The 15,351-nt window shown below is 50.6% G+C and carries 14 protein-coding genes and 1 tRNA gene; 2 read left to right on the forward strand and 13 right to left on the reverse strand.

Annotated features, from left to right (window positions below; translation table 11 throughout):
- Positions 1 to 339: 339 nt before the first annotated feature.
- Positions 340 to 408, forward strand: a tRNA-OTHER gene (locus B5G40_RS16895).
- A 41-nt stretch (positions 409 to 449) separates the two neighbouring features.
- Here B5G40_RS16895 and B5G40_RS10060 read toward each other — a convergent pair.
- The 6 genes from B5G40_RS10060 to B5G40_RS10085 form a co-directional block, all read right to left on the reverse strand.
- Complete coding sequence (locus B5G40_RS10060) at positions 450 to 1,646, reverse strand: site-specific integrase (protein WP_087399518.1); 1,197 nt, start codon at positions 1,644 to 1,646, stop codon at positions 450 to 452.
- A 119-nt stretch (positions 1,647 to 1,765) separates the two neighbouring features.
- Entirely contained in the window at positions 1,766 to 2,692 is a 927-nt protein-coding gene (locus B5G40_RS10065) for a ParB/RepB/Spo0J family partition protein (protein ID WP_087399519.1), read from the reverse strand.
- Positions 2,682 to 4,058 (reverse strand): relaxase/mobilization nuclease domain-containing protein, encoded by a 1,377-nt coding sequence (locus B5G40_RS10070; RefSeq protein ID WP_158099515.1) that lies wholly within the window; start codon positions 4,056 to 4,058, stop codon positions 2,682 to 2,684. The genes B5G40_RS10065 and B5G40_RS10070 overlap by 11 nt, the downstream gene beginning before the upstream one ends.
- Complete coding sequence (locus tag B5G40_RS10075) at positions 4,039 to 4,242, reverse strand: plasmid mobilization protein (protein ID WP_087399521.1); 204 nt, start codon at positions 4,240 to 4,242, stop codon at positions 4,039 to 4,041. Before B5G40_RS10075 ends, B5G40_RS10070 begins: the two co-directional genes overlap by 20 nt.
- A 156-nt stretch (positions 4,243 to 4,398) precedes the next feature.
- Positions 4,399 to 5,442, reverse strand: a complete 1,044-nt coding sequence (locus B5G40_RS10080; RefSeq protein WP_087399522.1) for an AAA family ATPase — start codon at positions 5,440 to 5,442, stop codon at positions 4,399 to 4,401.
- Positions 5,432 to 5,662, reverse strand: a complete 231-nt coding sequence (locus B5G40_RS10085; RefSeq protein WP_242959382.1) for a helix-turn-helix domain-containing protein — start codon at positions 5,660 to 5,662, stop codon at positions 5,432 to 5,434. The genes B5G40_RS10080 and B5G40_RS10085 overlap by 11 nt, the downstream gene beginning before the upstream one ends.
- Positions 5,663 to 5,821: 159 nt before the next feature.
- Between B5G40_RS10085 and B5G40_RS10090 the strand changes: the two genes are divergently transcribed.
- Positions 5,822 to 6,967: a DUF6076 domain-containing protein gene (locus B5G40_RS10090; RefSeq protein WP_087399523.1), complete on the forward strand. Its 1,146-nt coding sequence runs from the start codon at positions 5,822 to 5,824 to the stop codon at positions 6,965 to 6,967.
- Positions 6,968 to 7,079: 112 nt separating this feature from the next.
- On the opposite strand, the gene B5G40_RS10095 is transcribed toward B5G40_RS10090, so the two are convergent.
- The 7 genes from B5G40_RS10095 to B5G40_RS10130 all read right to left on the reverse strand — a co-directional run bounded on the left by B5G40_RS10095 (position 7,080) and on the right by B5G40_RS10130 (position 15,316).
- Positions 7,080 to 11,174 carry an AAA domain-containing protein gene (locus B5G40_RS10095; RefSeq protein WP_087399524.1) on the reverse strand — a complete coding sequence of 1,365 codons (4,095 nt, stop codon included), beginning with the start codon at positions 11,172 to 11,174 and terminating at the stop codon, positions 7,080 to 7,082.
- A gap of 264 nt (positions 11,175 to 11,438) precedes the next feature.
- Positions 11,439 to 12,650: an ATP-binding protein gene (locus tag B5G40_RS10100; RefSeq protein ID WP_087399550.1), complete on the reverse strand. Its 1,212-nt coding sequence runs from the start codon at positions 12,648 to 12,650 to the stop codon at positions 11,439 to 11,441.
- Between the two features lie 104 nt (positions 12,651 to 12,754).
- Complete coding sequence (locus B5G40_RS10105) at positions 12,755 to 13,117, reverse strand: TnpV protein (protein WP_087399525.1); 363 nt, start codon at positions 13,115 to 13,117, stop codon at positions 12,755 to 12,757.
- A 4-nt stretch (positions 13,118 to 13,121) separates the two neighbouring features.
- A complete protein-coding gene (locus B5G40_RS10110; protein ID WP_087399526.1) occupies positions 13,122 to 13,394 on the reverse strand; it encodes a DUF6809 family protein in 273 nt (90 codons plus the stop codon).
- A complete protein-coding gene (locus B5G40_RS10115) occupies positions 13,394 to 13,984 on the reverse strand; it encodes a helix-turn-helix domain-containing protein (protein ID WP_087399527.1) in 591 nt (196 codons plus the stop codon). The genes B5G40_RS10110 and B5G40_RS10115 overlap by 1 nt, the downstream gene beginning before the upstream one ends.
- A gap of 503 nt (positions 13,985 to 14,487) precedes the next feature.
- A complete protein-coding gene (locus B5G40_RS10125) occupies positions 14,488 to 14,859 on the reverse strand; it encodes a hypothetical protein (protein ID WP_087326618.1) in 372 nt (123 codons plus the stop codon).
- Positions 14,860 to 14,938: 79 nt separating this feature from the next.
- Entirely contained in the window at positions 14,939 to 15,316 is a 378-nt protein-coding gene (locus B5G40_RS10130) for a DUF5655 domain-containing protein (protein ID WP_087399528.1), read from the reverse strand.
- Positions 15,317 to 15,351: the final 35 nt, after the last annotated feature.

Consider the following 15,351-nt stretch of genomic DNA (forward strand, 5'->3'; position numbering starts at 1 on the left):
ACTTTCTTGTTCATCTGTCATTGGTAGGTGAGGTACTTCACTGGTGCGTAAAATGTTGACTTTTGAAATGAGTTCAAATAAAATCAAGTTGTCCAATCAAAACGGTGATTTGCGTTTTCGTGAAATGGTATGGGTGTGAATACCCCCAATCTGGCGTGCAGTTCTATCCTTGTTCTATCCTCCGGTCATAATTCGGGGCAAAAACGGGAAGAACTCGGAAAACCCGGTGGGTTCAAATAAAAGCGAAAAACGGAAGCCAAAATCCGCAGTATACCGCAGCTTTTGGGCTTCCGTTGTGTACTTCCATCTTCGCTTAATTTCCACCAAAAGTCACAAGGGGGAAATGACTCGAAATGCGGTAGGCCGGCTCAAACCGGCGCGAGAGTTCGAATCTCTCCATCTCCGCCACCTTGCTCCAGCAGTCCAGACGGACTGCTGGAGCTTGTTTTTTATACCGGCATCTCCCACTTACGCTTCACCCCGTCCGCCTCCGGCAAGGGCAGTCCCTGCGCCATGGCCTGGGCGGAGGACAGCTTGGAGGAATAGTCCAGGTGGGCATAGATATTTGCGGTGGTGCTGAAATCGCTGTGTCCCAGCCATTCCTGGATCTGCTTGAGGGGCACCCCATTTGCCAGCAGGAGACTGGCGCAGCTGTGTCTCAAATCGTGGAGACGAATCCGCTGGAGTCCATGCTGCTCCAGATACTCCGGAAATTTGGAGGTCAAGTAGTTGGGGTTGATGCGTTTGCCCAGCTCATTGACAAATACATAGCCGTCATAGGAGTAATCGTAGCAGTTGCCGCAGATCCGTTTGTTGTATTCCTGCTCCTCTTTTACCTGCCGAAAATAAGCGGCGAAGCTGCCCACCAGGGGCAGGGTGCGGAGGCTGGACTTTGTCTTGGCCGATTCCTGCTCCAAAACGTAGGTTTTCCCATCAATGCGTGTGGTGGTCACCGTGTGCTTGATAGTGATGGTGCCCCGCTCGAAGTCAATGGCGTCCCACTTGAGGCCGACCAGCTCCCCACGGCGTAGGCCGTAGAAAGCAGCCACCAATATCGGAAGCTCCATCCAGGTGCCCTTGAGCACTTCAAAAATCTGCTGGAGCTGCTCTGCATCCAGAAATTTGGGCTGAAACTCGTTCTTTCTCGGACGGTCCACTTTGGTGGCCACATTCTGCACGACCAGGTCGGTTTTCAGGGCATATTTCAGCGCCTGATGGATGACAGCGTGGTCGTGAAGCACCGAGTTCGGTTTGACTGTTTTCAGCCGCTCTCCATAAAACTGCTGAATGTGCCGTGCCTCCAGTTCCCGCAGCGTATATCCCTTTTGCCGGAAATACGGCTCGATCACACTGTGTACGATGTTGGAATAGGAGCCATAAGTGGCAGGCTTGATCTTGACCCGCACAATGTCCAGCCATTGCAGCAGATAATCCGCAAACAGCATATCCGAGCACAGCTCATCCGGCTCCGGCGGGGGCACAAAGCTGAAACGAATACGCAGCAGCTCCGCCTCTGCCTTCCGCTTGTTGCCCTTCTCAGGCAGTCCGGTGGCGTGCCATTTGCTTCTTCTCTTTCCCTTGTTGTCCTTATAGCTGATGACCACATAATAGTAGCCCTTTTTTACCTGTAAATGTCCTGTTATCATATCAATCTCCTTTCCGGGGCGGCTCCCCACAGGACAGCTTTTTTGATGCAGCCCCATCTTACTCCATAAGCTGCCCGCTGTCCACGCTGCGATTTTGTTTGCCACAGACACTTTCGCCCCTACCGCTCCCGGCGGTTGCGCTCCCGCTGGCGTTTCAGCAGTTCCAGGCCCTTCAAGATGTCCTGCTTCATTTGCGTGTCGGAATACGTGGCGGGAAAAAATTTCTTTAGCTCTGTCATGGGAAGATGGAGCTGTTCCTGCTGATTGGCCTTGGGCTTGGAGACGATCTGCTCCAGATCCTCCTGGGTCAGCGCACCCAGCTGAGAGAGCTTCTTCAGGCTGATGGCCTGGCTGTGGGAGGGGGTGCAGTCGAACTGCTCCATACAGGAGAGAAGGCGGATTTGCTCTTCCTCCGTCAGATAGGACAGCTCCACGGCTGGACGGAGGGCCATTTTCCCTTCGTCCACCATCGCAAGCAGCGGGGGTACCAGGTGGGTCAGCCGGATGTAGCGGTGGATCTGATTGCGGCTGTCGCCGCTCTCCTTGGCCAGTTCTTCATAGGTATTGAACCTTTTCCCCAGTGGGGAAAAAGTGTGGTCACTGCGGTAGCCCTGACGATTCAGGACTTCCAGCTTCATTTTATAGGCAAAGGCTTTTTCGCTGGGCAGGATGTGCTCTCTCTGCAAATTGGCATCCACCATGGCCACCACCGCCTCCTCGTCGGTCATTTCCCGGACAATCACCGGCATGGTTGCAAGACCCAGCCGCTCACAGGCCGTCAGCCGCCGATGGCCCGACACCAACTCATAGCCGCCGCCCTCTCTGGGGCGGGCCAGGCCGGGGGAGATCACCCCCATCTGGCTGATGCTCTCCACCATGCAGGCCATCTCCTCATCGTCCCGCAGCACAAAGGGGTGCTGGGGAAAAGGGTGCAGCTCTGCCACCGGCACTTCCCGTACCCGCTCCAGCTTGGCGTCGTCCCGCTCGGCCTGGGTGGTGAACAAATCCTCGAAGCTCATCAGATGTATCTTGTTTTTAACGCTCATATTCGATCCTCCGTTTCTTGTTTTTGTGGGACTGACGGTGGGAGCGCCGCATCTTCTGCTCCAGTAAAATCTGCCTTTTCTTTTCCGGCAGCTGCGCCAGCAGCCGTTTGGCGGTTGCCTGCTGCCGGCGCAGAGTGGAAAGCTCCCGGGTCAGTGCCGCGCGCTGCTCTTTCAGTCCATCCATCTGTTCACCAGGCTGACACCGCCGCAGTTTGTGATAGATCCCCGTCCGCTGCTGTAGCTTTTCTTCTATTTGGGATTGGACGGAGATAAGAAAGCCCTCCACATCCTGCACGCTGTTCAGATGTTCCCGGTGAATCAGCTCGATCTGGCGGGACAGCTGTTCCAGTTTGGTCACCTCCAGCCGCATCGAAGGCGACAACGGCCTTGTCCGACCTTTTCGTGGAAAAATCCCCAGGAAATAGCAGTAGTGGAGATACAGTGCCTTCAGGCCGGTAATCTTTTTTACGCTGTGAAAATTGCCCGCCATGCGCATCCTTTTGGGCGGCTGAGATAACCTCCGGCGCACCTGCTGATAGGCCCGCCCGCAGGCCTCTTTTTCCCGGTAATCCATGGTATCGATCCGCTGGATGATCCTCCTGTGGTCGTACTCCTCACCCAGCCGTACCATGCGTACGGCTTTTTTTGCGCCTATGGCTCGAATGGTGGCATACTTGCGGTGAGGGCTGGCGTTAATGAGATAACCTTTCTCCTTCATCACCTGGCAGAAGTCAAACCAGCTCCAGGAAATGCCCACTGCCTCATCGATGGCCTGCCGCATGAGACCGAAGGTTGTGGGCTTGCCCTGTTTTTCCGCAAAGTAGATGTTGCGGGGCGTCTTGCCGCTGGGGTGTTCGATCACCGTCAGATTGTGCTCCCGGCACAGCTGGTCGGAGATCTCCCGCATCTGATAAAACGCCTTTTGATTGCAGTTGAATTTTTTCCCGTCTTTGTAGCTGACCGAGTTGATGACCAGATGGTTGTGATAGGTGCCGGTGTTGAAATGGGTGGCCACCAGCACCTGAAACCGATCTCCCCACATCCTCTGGGCCAGCTCCACGCCCAGCTGGTGGCACAGCTCCGGGGTCACCTCGCCGGTTTTGAAGCTCTGGATACAGTGGTAGGCCACATTGCCGCCGGTCTTGTTAAAGTGGCGCTTGGTATACATCATGTCTTCGTAGGCCTGTTCCCGGCGACAATGGAGTCCGGTCACATACATGGTCTGCTCCATGCTCACCTTCTCCTGGTTGTCGGCGTAGTGGAGTACCTGCTGCATATCGGAATAGTGTGTCTTCTCCGGATTTTCGGCATAGCCTACGATACGGCTCAGGCTGTCCTTGACCGCCTTAATTTTGGTGATCCCCACGATCCACCCCCTGCTTCAAGTTCCCGAAGCGTTCCATGGGGTGGGGAGCGGAAAGATCTTCCCCCATACCCAGCCTTCTCAGGTAGGTGGAGAGGGAAATGCCGCACCGCCTCGCCATCCGCTCCAGCCGCTCTTTTTCCTCTTTGGATACCCGCACGTTGATGCCATACGTTCGTTTTCTCATATCGTTCTCCTTTCTCGGGGGTCATAGGGGCCGCAGCCCCTCTCGGCTTCTGCCGCCGGCTTTGGTGGGCAACACAAAGCCTATGCTCGCTACCCTCCAGGACACCCCTTCACGGGGTGCCCTGGGCTGCCCGGGCTACGTTGACCGGCATGACGGTTATGACGGCTGTGACAGCTCTTTCTCTATGGTGGGATTGCTGTCATTTGCGTCATTGCTGTCATGGGTGAGGGTCAGGCGGAGGATGCGTTCCGAGGCGGTCCGCCGGGTGGAATAGCAGATATTTGCCGGAACCAGAACCCGCTCCCAGTGGCGCACGATATACCGGGTCACCGCATTGGGCGTAACCTCTGTTTCGCCCATCTGCTTCAAAAGCGCCGTGGCGCTTCCCTCATAACCGCCCTGTGCTTTGACAAACTCCACCAGCCGGAACAAAAACGGCGGCACGTCGTTTTGCTGAATCGCAGCGGAATTCTTTCGCTCTACCAGCGTCCAGCGGTAGTTCTCGAAGCGGAGGATAAGCTGCTGATACTCAATGTCCCGTCCGGTTGCCAGGAGGATCGCTTCTTCTTCGGCCCGGTTGCTCTTTTTCAGCAGGTATGTGGTGTCTGCCGCCCCCATCAGGGCCGTGGACCCGGACACCTCGTTAAAGGGGTCTGCGCTGTCGGTGAGCTTGCGCAGATGATGTACCAGGATCATGCAGAGGTTATGGCGGTCTGCGATGGCCTTGAGGGTAGCCATGTCGCCGTAGTCGCTGGCATACATGCTGCCCTTGTTCACCGTGCCATCCCGCACCTTTTGCAGAGTGTCGATGATGACCAGCCGGGTCTGGGGATAGTCCCTCAAAAAATCCTCCAGTTGCTCCTGTAAGCCGCTGCCCAGCCGCTGACACAGCACCGAAAAGCGTAGGGTTTCCGGTGCCTCCTCGGTCAGCTGCTGCAAACGGTTTTGAATCCGTGCGTAAGTATCCTCCAGACACAGGTAGAGCACATCACAGCGATGGGTGGCAAATTCCCACAGGGGTTCGCCCCGCGCCACCTGCAATGCCAGCCACAGCATCAGCCAGCTCTTGCCGATTTTGGGGGAGCCGCAAAGGGTATTCAGCCCCTGAGGAATCAGCCCCTCCACCACGAAGAAGGGGCGCTGCAATGGACTGGTCAACAGGGTGTCCGCATCCATATACTGAATCTTCTCAACCGGCATGGTCCTGCGCCTCCTGCTCCATCACATAGCGAATGACGCTGACCTTGGGGATCTTGAAGGAGTTGCCGATTTTCATGCCAGCCAAGTGGCCGTCATTGATCAGGTTGTAGGCCAGATGGCGGCTGATGCCCAGCATTTTCTGGAGCTGGGCCACGGTCACAATGTCCGGATAGTCCGGAAACATCATGTGGTAGAGGTCCCGAAGTTCTGATTTCTTCACAAAAATGCCTCCTTTGCACCGAAAGAAACTGTGGTAAACTAAAATTGTCATATTCCATTTCCCGCATTTATCATATTTTGTGTTGCCGTCTCTGTCAATGCGTGGTAGAGTATTTGCGTGTACAATCATTTCCCACACTGTGGAATGGGGGTAAATACCATGCCGTATTTTGAGATGAGCTTGGAAAATAATCGGGAGTATGTATATCAGAACGATTCTTCTGTGGTGGAAAGCGACCTTGGAATGTGGATGATCGTCTTTTTGGATGTGGATTGGGGCGATCAGATAAAAAAAGCTGAGGCACTCCTCGGTGAAGAGGAGTTGCCTCAGTCTGGTTTGGGCTTTATAAAGGGTATGGACTATGGACAGCGCGTGGCCGCATGGTATCGCGAGCTGAAAAGCAGCCTGTCCCCGCAGCATCCATTGTTAAAGCTTCTGGTGGAGCAGCAGCTTCGCAATCGGTTGTGCTGTGCCTTCTATCCGGAGGAACCGTGGAAGCTGCGTAAGGAAGAGCTTGCTTATCTCCAGGTCCTGGACGGAACGGATGCAGAGTATGAGGACGTAAGTATTTCGCCGGTCTTTCTGCGGCAATGGCTGAATGATGTGATCAAGATTTTCACGCAGCTGCAAACCTGTCAGAACCAGCTCGCGCCCCTGCTGGATGAAGTCATGGGCAGGGAACAGGACAACCAGGGGAGTATCCTGCACGCCTACTTTACGCTGCAGCGACAGAATCTGCTCTATCGCAATCTGGTGGAAATCAGCTATCAGGCGCTTTCGCCCCGCTTTTATATCTCCAGGAACCACAAAATATACCGGTATGACGGAGGGACAGATACTGTTCCGGCAAAGGAAAAGCTGGAGGGACATACCTATATGGCCACGGATCAACTGGCCGCATTGACCGTATGGGAGTTTGAGATGCTCTGCGCCAATGAAATCCCTCTGCGCCGCTGCGCCTATTGCGGCCGTTATTTCCGTCCCTACTCGGTGGTCAACTGCTACTGTGACCGGGTGGTGGAAGGCACCAACGGGAAGACGTGCAAACAGGTTGGGGCCACATCCAAACACCAGCAGGCCGTCAATCAGGATGAAGCCAAAAAGCTCTATCGGAAGGTGTGCAACCGGATACAGACTGCCGCCCAACGGAGGAAGAAGCAGTACCCCAATATTATGCGCCGGTACAATGAGGTGCAGCTGTATGGAAAAGAACTTATGGAGCAAGTGGAGGCAGGGACCATCACCTTTGCCGAGTTTCAGGAAAAGTTTGACCGGTCCACGGCAGAGTTGTTGGGGATAAAGTAGCTTTTATCTCCTCGGCTTTGCCGCTTAAATGACATTGCTGGTGCGAATTCGCGGCCAGTACACGCTGGACAAAGCATAGCATGCCAAAATATCCTCAAACATCTTGGGCACCTTAATCAAACAATGTAATTTGTTGATTCTCTTGGATCTTAGGAGCCCGTTTCTTCCCGGACTTTTTCTCACGCTCTTTCCTACGTTCAGAAAAATACTTCTCTACAGTCTTTAACTCACGTCTAGGAATCAACGACTTCATCTGATCCAATTTCAAATCGCTTTCCCGCATTTTTTGATAGTGCCGCGGATTGCTCTCACAAATCCAGCGCGGTTCTTTCTTCATAGAAAAAGCATATTTTGATCCACAATGGCACCTCAAAATGCCGTCTTTAGGATATGGCTGTTCCGCACTGCGAGAATAATCCTTATTGGCACACTGCCAATAAATGCCGCCCTCATCGCTTTCTCTGACCAACATTTCTCCTCCGCAGATGGGGCAGGACATTTCATATCCACTGTTTAACGCCTGACTGATATGTGGGATATCATACATTTTCTCATACTCTTTTACGAGCTTTTGGCTGCATCTCCGTTCCATTACTTCGCCAGTTTTTCCGGTAAAGCTCAGTGCATTTAGGGATCCCATCCATATTACATCATCATCCACCAAAATCAATTTCTCATGCATACCATGCTTATGAATAATCTTGATCTTGTCACCCAAACTGCGCAGTTCTTTCTCACATCGTTCATATGCACTCCGTTCAGCCTTTCCTCGTTCAGATAGATCCTTTGTGACGATAATGATCTCTTTCCCTTGAGAAACCGCATCTGTAAAGGCCGGCAGCAGGATACTGAGACGATTCTCTGACATGAAAGCAGAGTATATGATCATCCTATTTTGAAAATTCTTCAGATCCCGCATAAAATGGTCATTAAAATCTGTATCTGTGCAGATCAGTGTTTGGCCGGGATCAATATTGTCTACCTTCCGAGAAGTTGGCGGAGTATAAGATAGTTCCGGAAACAGGGCCTTTGCTTCTTGGCGTGGATACTTCTTCTCATCAATCAAAAAGCGTAATAGGTCATGCAAATTGTTTTTTGACTTTTTTGTCCGCTCCATACAGTATTCAAAATCTCCGATAATGAATAGCTGGAATTTTGCGCGGGTCACTGCCACATTGAACATTTTCTGCAGGTCTTCATTGACTTTAACTTCCATGACCTCGCCGTTTGGCTTTTTTACGCTAAAGTTATTCATGAAGAGATTTGCTTTCCAATGGGGTTCATCAATCACTAAGTCAAAGATTACAATGTCAGCCTCACTGCCCTGGAAACTATGGATTGTCCCTGCCTGTATGAAGTTTAGCTCATCTTTCCGGACCGAACTCTCATTTTCTTTTTTTATTAAGCCGCGCCGGACATATTCTGCCTGGATCAGCTTATTGACCAGCGTAATGTGGGGCTTATATGGAGCTACAATCAGGACCAACGGCTTCTCTGGGGATTCTTCAGAATTTTCCAAGTATGCATCTAATTTCTTTTCAATGCATTTGAACGCCAAATTAACCGCAATTGCCGCTGAGAAGCAATTTAAACGACTATGCCCCTTACCCTGCGGAATCCCCGTCACCCATGCGTGCAGGCTCTCCGTATCGATCAACTGCACGTTATGCTTTGGATGTGCAACTGGGAACCAGGAGCTAAATTTATTGATGTCCTCTTGGCGGAATTCAGGTCCCGTTCTACTTTCCAGCTTTTTATAATCGTCATAGTATCGGTTGGCGATTTCTGCAATTTCAGGTTCCATACGGTATTGTTCGTTGAGCATAATAAAATTTGATGGAGGACCTGATGGGGAATCCTTCTTTGCTTTGCGTTGCATCCCGCTGTGGTCAAAAATATCCCGTCCCAACCATTTTTTAGCCATTGGGGTATCTGCGATCACGATGGGAGGAAGCTGAAGGAAATCGCCTACGATAACAATATTTCTCTCTGCCAGGTACGCCGCACACCATAACGCGGGAACAGCAGCCATGGAGGCCTCATCCAGGATAACAGTATCGAATGTGCGTTCCCGAAGAATTGTGCTGAGATACGCCTTTGTCAATGTTGCGCCAATAACCTTGGCCTGCATGATAGACTGTTTTTCGAGTTCTCCCATGGATTCCTCGATTGCCCGCAATTGCTTGAAAATATCTGTCAACTGCTCGCTTAACTTTGTGTACTGTTCTTCCAGAGATTTTTTATTCTCAGTCTGGATTTTTTCAGAAACCGCAGTCAAATAAGATTTTAAGGTTTGATACTGGTCTGTCAGGCTTGCCTCACTGACCGTTAGTTTTTCATTGACGCATAATTGGCAAAAGGCATATTCCTGCGCAAAAATTTCTTTGAGTTCAGCTTCCATTTGCGATAGTTTGGCTCTGGCCTTTCTGTAAGCATCTTCAGATTCCCTCAGTGCCTTTTCCAATGATTGCAGATGGTCAAATTCTTTTTTGCATTCAGAAACCCGGCGCCGGAGTGATTCGCTTTTTCCTGCACTCTCTTTTTTCTCCAGATCTAGTTTTGGAATTGCTGCCTGAGCCTGATTGAGCTGTTGCGTCAAATCTGAAATCATTTGCTCCCAATATTCTTTTGTCTTTGCTGGCTTCATTCCCCGGAGCTGTGCTTCAAGATCAAGCCGCTCCCTCAGTTTTTCTTGATAATCATCTCCCAGACGAATGGTTTCATTAAACTCTTTTTGTAGTTCTGAAAGTGCGACATCGATTTCAGCTAACTTGATTTGTGCCTGAGTGACACCACTCTTTCCAGTAAAAAATTTTCCTATCGTTCCTTTTTTCTCATAATCCGAAACTGTCCGCTGGTAGTTTTCACGTTCTTGACGCAACACACCCATCTGCGTTTGAAGGCTTTGAATCTTTGCAGATATAGAAGCAAGCTCACGGTTGATAAATACGGAGGAAAATGTTTTATCCTCTTTGGCAAGCAGTTCTGCATAGATTACGTGTCTTTTGATTTCATCTTTTGCCAGTTGGATTTGATGTGGCACCGACCTAACTACTTCTTGCGCAGTGTTCAGCTGTTGCTCAACATCATTATGATGCTGTTCTGTTTTTTCCAGTATAGTCGACAGAGCAATATATTGCTCCACCTCAGGGTGGAGTTCTTTTTCCTGGAGAAGTCTACTTTGTAAGCTATCTGTTCTCTTTCTGAGTGTTTGAAGGGCTTTGTCTGCTGCTTCAAGCGCCGATATATGTCCTGGGATAGAAGGGAGCTGTGTGCTTTCGACCCACTCAATTTGCTTCTGCTTGCGTCTGACAATATGTATTGCATCTTGCAGGTTTGCTTTCGTGTTCTCTAACTGTTGCTTTTGCTCATAAAGTTCCTGCCCATTCATCTTGATGTGGAACTCCAGAGTTGTTTCAACGGGCAGCTGCTTCACTGACTTGCCAATACGAAGAATGGGATAGGAGGCCGTGGTACCGTGATTTGTTTCCCAAAAATGTTGATAAGATTCTGCTGCTTTTTCGATTGCTCCATCAACTGCGGTATTCGTGTGAGAGACCACCAGAACGGAACGCTCCTTCTCTTGCAACTTATCAATGATCTGCCCGATAACTTTCGTTTTGCCAGTCCCAGGAGGTCCCCAGATATATGTAATATTATTGGTCAAAGCAGAAACAATAGCTGCTTTTTGATTATCGTTATTTTCTCTACCTATGTGAAGTTCCTGTATGTCATAAGATTCTATTTTTTCGCAAGGATCAATGCCCTGATTGTCAAACGAAAGCATTCGTTTCCCTGCCGGATTAGTTTCTGAAGCGTTCTCTTCTATGCATTTAATCATGCATTCCATCAGGACAGTTGATCCATTTTCCAGGCGTGCCTGTGAAAAGCCATCCGGCAACGGTTGTTCAGAAGCAAGAGTAATCGTTTCCTCGTCAAAACTGACCGTAGTAACAGTGTACTGATTCTGTCCAATAATCAGCTTGCACGGAGTATCTGCGGGTAGAACTGGAACAAAATCCGCATTGTACTTGTAGCAATATTTTCCGGCCTGATTAGAGATTTGCACACCGCCGGTTAGCAGTATTGATGATTGTCCACGCTTTTTAACTGCCTCAATTTCATCTTCCAACGCTTGACGAAATTCTGCAAGAGTGCCATGAAGTTCAACTTTTTCTTTCGGTTCATATCTCTTTATTGTATTCATGCCGTATCCCTCCAGAGGACTTGGGTTTTTACATTATACCACATCTTTCCACATAAAATCTATTAAGCAAGCGGATTATCCCATATGTTCCTTTACATCCAATAAATGACCACCACAATATGTAATTTCATTAGCCCTAGCATCCTCTTGTACATACTAATAGGTCTAACACTTTCATCCTATATTGTTTCTAAAGGTAAATTTGTCTTTGAATCATAGCGATAAAAAGCCTCTGCCAGTAGACCGGCAGAGGCAAGTCGGACACTATATTAACCCAATGGGCACAATCAAATTGTTCTCATCAAAGGCCCCCAGCTTTTCTGCCATGCACAGTACTGCGCCGGTACCACGCTGGAGGGGCGATTTGTCGATCAGTTCAAAGACCTTTGTGAGCTTTTTCGGCGGGGTAGCCATCTTCTTAATCTCCAAGGGGTAGAGCTTTCCGTCCTGCTCCAGCAGCAGGTCGATCTCCTTGGCATCGCTGTCACGATAGTAGTAGAGAAACGGCTCCTGCCCTGCGTTCTGGTAGGACTTCATAACCTCAGACACCGTGAAATTCTCCAGCAGCGCCCCGTTCATAGCCCCGGCCATAGCCGTCTCCGGGCTGGTCCACCGGGTCAGATAGCACACCAGGCCAGTGTCGTAAAAATACAGCTTGGGCGTGGAGATCGTCCGTTTCAGCAGATTATTGGAATAGGGGTGCAGCAGAAATATAATACCTAGCGCCTCCAGAATATGCAGCCAACTCTTGGCCGTAGCCTGGTCGATCTCCGCATCATCGGCAATGCCCTTGTAGTTCACCTGCTGACCGGCCCGGGCGGCAGTGGCCCGCAGAAACCGCAGGAATTTCAAGCTGTCAATCCCAGAGGACAGCCGCCGCACGTCCCGCTCCATATAGGTATCAATATAGCTGGAATAGAACAGATTGGCGTTGGTATACTGGCCGGTGACCAGTGCGGGCATACCACCCCGGAAAATTCGCTGATACATGGTCGGAGTATCGCATACCGGGCAGTGCTGCTGCCGCTCTTGCAGCGCATTCAGATCCACTCGGAAGGGGCCTGCGGCAGGACAATGGAGAATCTCACTCTGGGACATGGGAGACAGATGGAGCAAAGCCACTCGCCCTGCCAGAGATTCCTGCACACCCTCCATCATTTTGAACAGCTGAGAACCGGTCATCCAGAAGTCACCCGGCTGGTGGCGCTGATCCACCATCATCTTGAGGTAAGGGAACAGCTCCGGAGCATACTGCACCTCGTCGATCAGGAGAGGCGGCTTATGAAGCTGGAAGAACATCTTGGGGTCGGTCTTTGCAAGCTCACGCTCTGTGAGATCGTCCAGGGTGACAACCGTCCGTCCCCGTCCCTCTATCTCGATCAGATGCTCCAACATGGTGGTCTTGCCCACCTGCCGGGGACCTACGATCAGCAATGCGGGATACTGGGAGGAGACCTCCAGAACCACCGGCTCCATGTGGCGGGTAACGTACACATCCCTCACCTCATTTCGGATAATATCGGATTATACTCCTATTTTACCCGAAAAACACTAGAATAGCAAGTCGCTGATCCAATTTATTACGGCATTGCATATATTATTTCTCGCATGACAACTTCTTCGGCAGCGGCCCTGAAATTGTTCATGGCTCCTACCCACGCCATCTGGTCTGACTCCTTCAGGCGCTCATCTACTCCACTGGTAGCTGCCATCTTTTCCACCATATCAATCACCATTTCTTCGGCCCGCAGGTCGATCTCTGCCAGATGGTCGTCCAGCTGCCCAACCAGCAGCAAACGGTCGTACAGCATGGGCCTGTGCTGCTTCAGATAGGTTTTGCGAAGCATACCGTACTTGCCCAGAGGGCGATCTTCTGTTTCCGGCAGGTAGAGGTCAGGGTAGAAGTAGTCCCCTACCTTGGTATAGGTCAAAGATTGACTCATAGGTCTATTCCTCCTCCGTCATAAAAGCATCCAGGGTCAACCTGGCACCCATGCGAAAGCCGCAGATAAAGCTGTCCAGGTCACAACGGGCATTCAGTTCGCTCCATGCGTCGGTATAAGCCAAGAACCGTTCTCTCTGAGAGCCATCCAGCTGCTCCAGCAGCCATTTCTCCAGGTCAGAGAGAGTACGCTGCACCTTCCTCATTGCTTCGGGATGGATGCTCTCCCGGGCCTGCGGATCCATATTGCCGTAGAAGAATTGCTCCAGATAACGCATCATTTGCCCTCCTTCTGCTTGGTATGGGCATCCATCTCCTTATGGAAGGACATCATGGTAACGATATGCCATTGGGATTTGCGGTGGATCGTACGGAACCGCATGGAACAAATAAAGTCAATCAGGACTGCCTTGGGGATATAGTAGCTGCCGCCGGACTGGATGTAGTACAGCTCACCCTTGCGACACCACTGATGGACGGTGGTGGGACCGTAGCCGATCAACTTGGCCACCTGTCTGCCTGACATTACGTCGGGGCAGTCCTTCATCAGTCGCAGGAGGTATCCTTTCAGTGCCTTTTTGGTTTTCTCCGGCAGCTCCTTCGACGTCAGAGACGGAAATTTCGTCTTGCGCTTTGTGTTTTGGGGCAGATATAACTCCGGGCAGATTCCCTTTCCCCGGAGATAAGTCTGCACATCCTCTTTGCGGATCTGATAGCAGCGGGTCTTTTTGCCGGTATACCGGCAGGGCACCTTGCCGGTCTGGAGCAGGTACCTGGCGGTGGATTTGCTGATGTGGCACAGCTTATAGAACTGGTCTTTGCTCATCACATCGGGAACGCTATCCCAGTTAATTGGCTCGTAATTCATGGCAATCACCTCGTCAGAAATGTCGCATCAAAAAAGCCATTTCCTGTGTGTTGCCAGGTGGTCACTTTCTCCCCCAGTTCTCTCCGCAGTTCTCTCCAAAATGCTTGAGTTCTCTCCAAAAACGGCCAAAATGGGCTTTTATTCGAATTTCAGGGGGTTGGGGACATGGGGCTGGATCAATCGGCGCAAACCGCTGTGGCACAAAAGATTGGAAGCGGATAAAACCGCCTGAAAACGCCTGGGAATTTCAAGAAGTGTATAATTGGACAACCGACTCGAAATCAGTTTGCGGGCAACCGCACGAGGGTTCGAATCCCTCCCGCTGCGCCAAAGGCTCCAGAAGCAATCTGCTTCTGGAGCCTTTTTCTATCTCGACGGAGGATGCAAAGTAGAACAGCCCGTATCATTGTCCTTGGTCGTTACCTCACATACCAAGATCCGCAAAGATACCATCTGTATCTTTCTGCTTTATACACTGACATTACCGGACGTTCTGTACTGGATCAGCTTTTGCCTGAAAGATGGTACTTGATTTCCAGGGTAGATGAGTGTCCGCTGGCGGTGTCATGCAGCACGACATCATGGTCGGCCATACATTGTCTCATGGCATTACATACCATTGGCATCCTGTTTTTTAATTGCAGATTCTTATGAATATCATTTGCCTTTAGTGTAAGCTCGGTTTGCCCGCTGCTGTATGCCTGCAATTTTTGGCTTTCAATATAAGTCCGGATATCTCCTGTGGTGGTTTTGGGATTATCTCCTGCCGTATTCTCGGTGGAGGCGCAGCCAATGACTTCCTGCAAAGATTTTACCTCCTCCTCGAGCTTTTGAATCCTTGAAAAAAGTTCTAAAATAATGGTGTCATAATTCATACAAACTACCTCCGTATTCTGATAGAATTCTAACACGACTTGATGAGGGTGTCAATACGGGAGAAAAGCAATTAAAGGACTATTTGAGCGCGGAAAAGACGCTGGCCTCGTAGATCCATCCCATCAGTTCATCATCGATTTCGTCTGGGCTTGCAATCAGTACATGATGGGTCCAGCGGTTGGGATAGGGCTCGGTAGCCACGTCGATTCTGGGGGATTCCAGACAGTGCTGCAGACCAAAGGTGACCACAATGTAGTGGGCGGGGCGATCCTTGGCCTTGCGGACTTTGCTAAAGGAGACGCAGGCAAACATATGCCGGTTATAAAAGGAAATCTGGCTTTTCTGTACCTTGATTTGTACATCGGCAATCCGGTCCAAGATCAGGCCTTCCAACCGCTCATACAGCGGCAGCACCTCTATATCCTGCTGAAAAAACAGCAGAGCGTTTTCGTCCATGAAAACCCCTCCTTTGCTATCAGTGTATCATATCC

This window comes from Flavonifractor sp. An9 (assembly GCF_002161245.1).
In the GTDB taxonomy this organism is placed as follows: Bacteria; Bacillota; Clostridia; order Oscillospirales; family Oscillospiraceae; genus Flavonifractor; species Flavonifractor avicola.

Bases quoted from the DNA above. Each gene is read 5' to 3' on its own strand.
- B5G40_RS10060 (WP_087399518.1), bottom strand. From the start codon at position 1,646: ATGATAACAGGACATTTACAGGTAAAAAAGGGCTACTATTATGTGGTC.
- B5G40_RS10065 (WP_087399519.1), bottom strand. From the start codon at position 2,692: ATGAGCGTTAAAAACAAGATACATCTGATGAGCTTCGAGGATTTGTTC.
- B5G40_RS10075 (WP_087399521.1), bottom strand. From the start codon at position 4,242: ATGAGAAAACGAACGTATGGCATCAACGTGCGGGTATCCAAAGAGGAA.
- B5G40_RS10080 (WP_087399522.1), bottom strand. From the start codon at position 5,442: ATGCCGGTTGAGAAGATTCAGTATATGGATGCGGACACCCTGTTGACC.
- B5G40_RS10090 (WP_087399523.1), top strand. From the start codon at position 5,822: ATGCCGTATTTTGAGATGAGCTTGGAAAATAATCGGGAGTATGTATAT.
- B5G40_RS10095 (WP_087399524.1), bottom strand. From the start codon at position 11,174: ATGAATACAATAAAGAGATATGAACCGAAAGAAAAAGTTGAACTTCAT.
- B5G40_RS10100 (WP_087399550.1), bottom strand. From the start codon at position 12,650: ATGGAGCCGGTGGTTCTGGAGGTCTCCTCCCAGTATCCCGCATTGCTG.
- B5G40_RS10105 (WP_087399525.1), bottom strand. From the start codon at position 13,117: ATGAGTCAATCTTTGACCTATACCAAGGTAGGGGACTACTTCTACCCT.
- B5G40_RS10110 (WP_087399526.1), bottom strand. From the start codon at position 13,394: ATGCGTTATCTGGAGCAATTCTTCTACGGCAATATGGATCCGCAGGCC.
- B5G40_RS10115 (WP_087399527.1), bottom strand. From the start codon at position 13,984: ATGAATTACGAGCCAATTAACTGGGATAGCGTTCCCGATGTGATGAGC.
- B5G40_RS10125 (WP_087326618.1), bottom strand. From the start codon at position 14,859: ATGAATTATGACACCATTATTTTAGAACTTTTTTCAAGGATTCAAAAG.
- B5G40_RS10130 (WP_087399528.1), bottom strand. From the start codon at position 15,316: ATGGACGAAAACGCTCTGCTGTTTTTTCAGCAGGATATAGAGGTGCTG.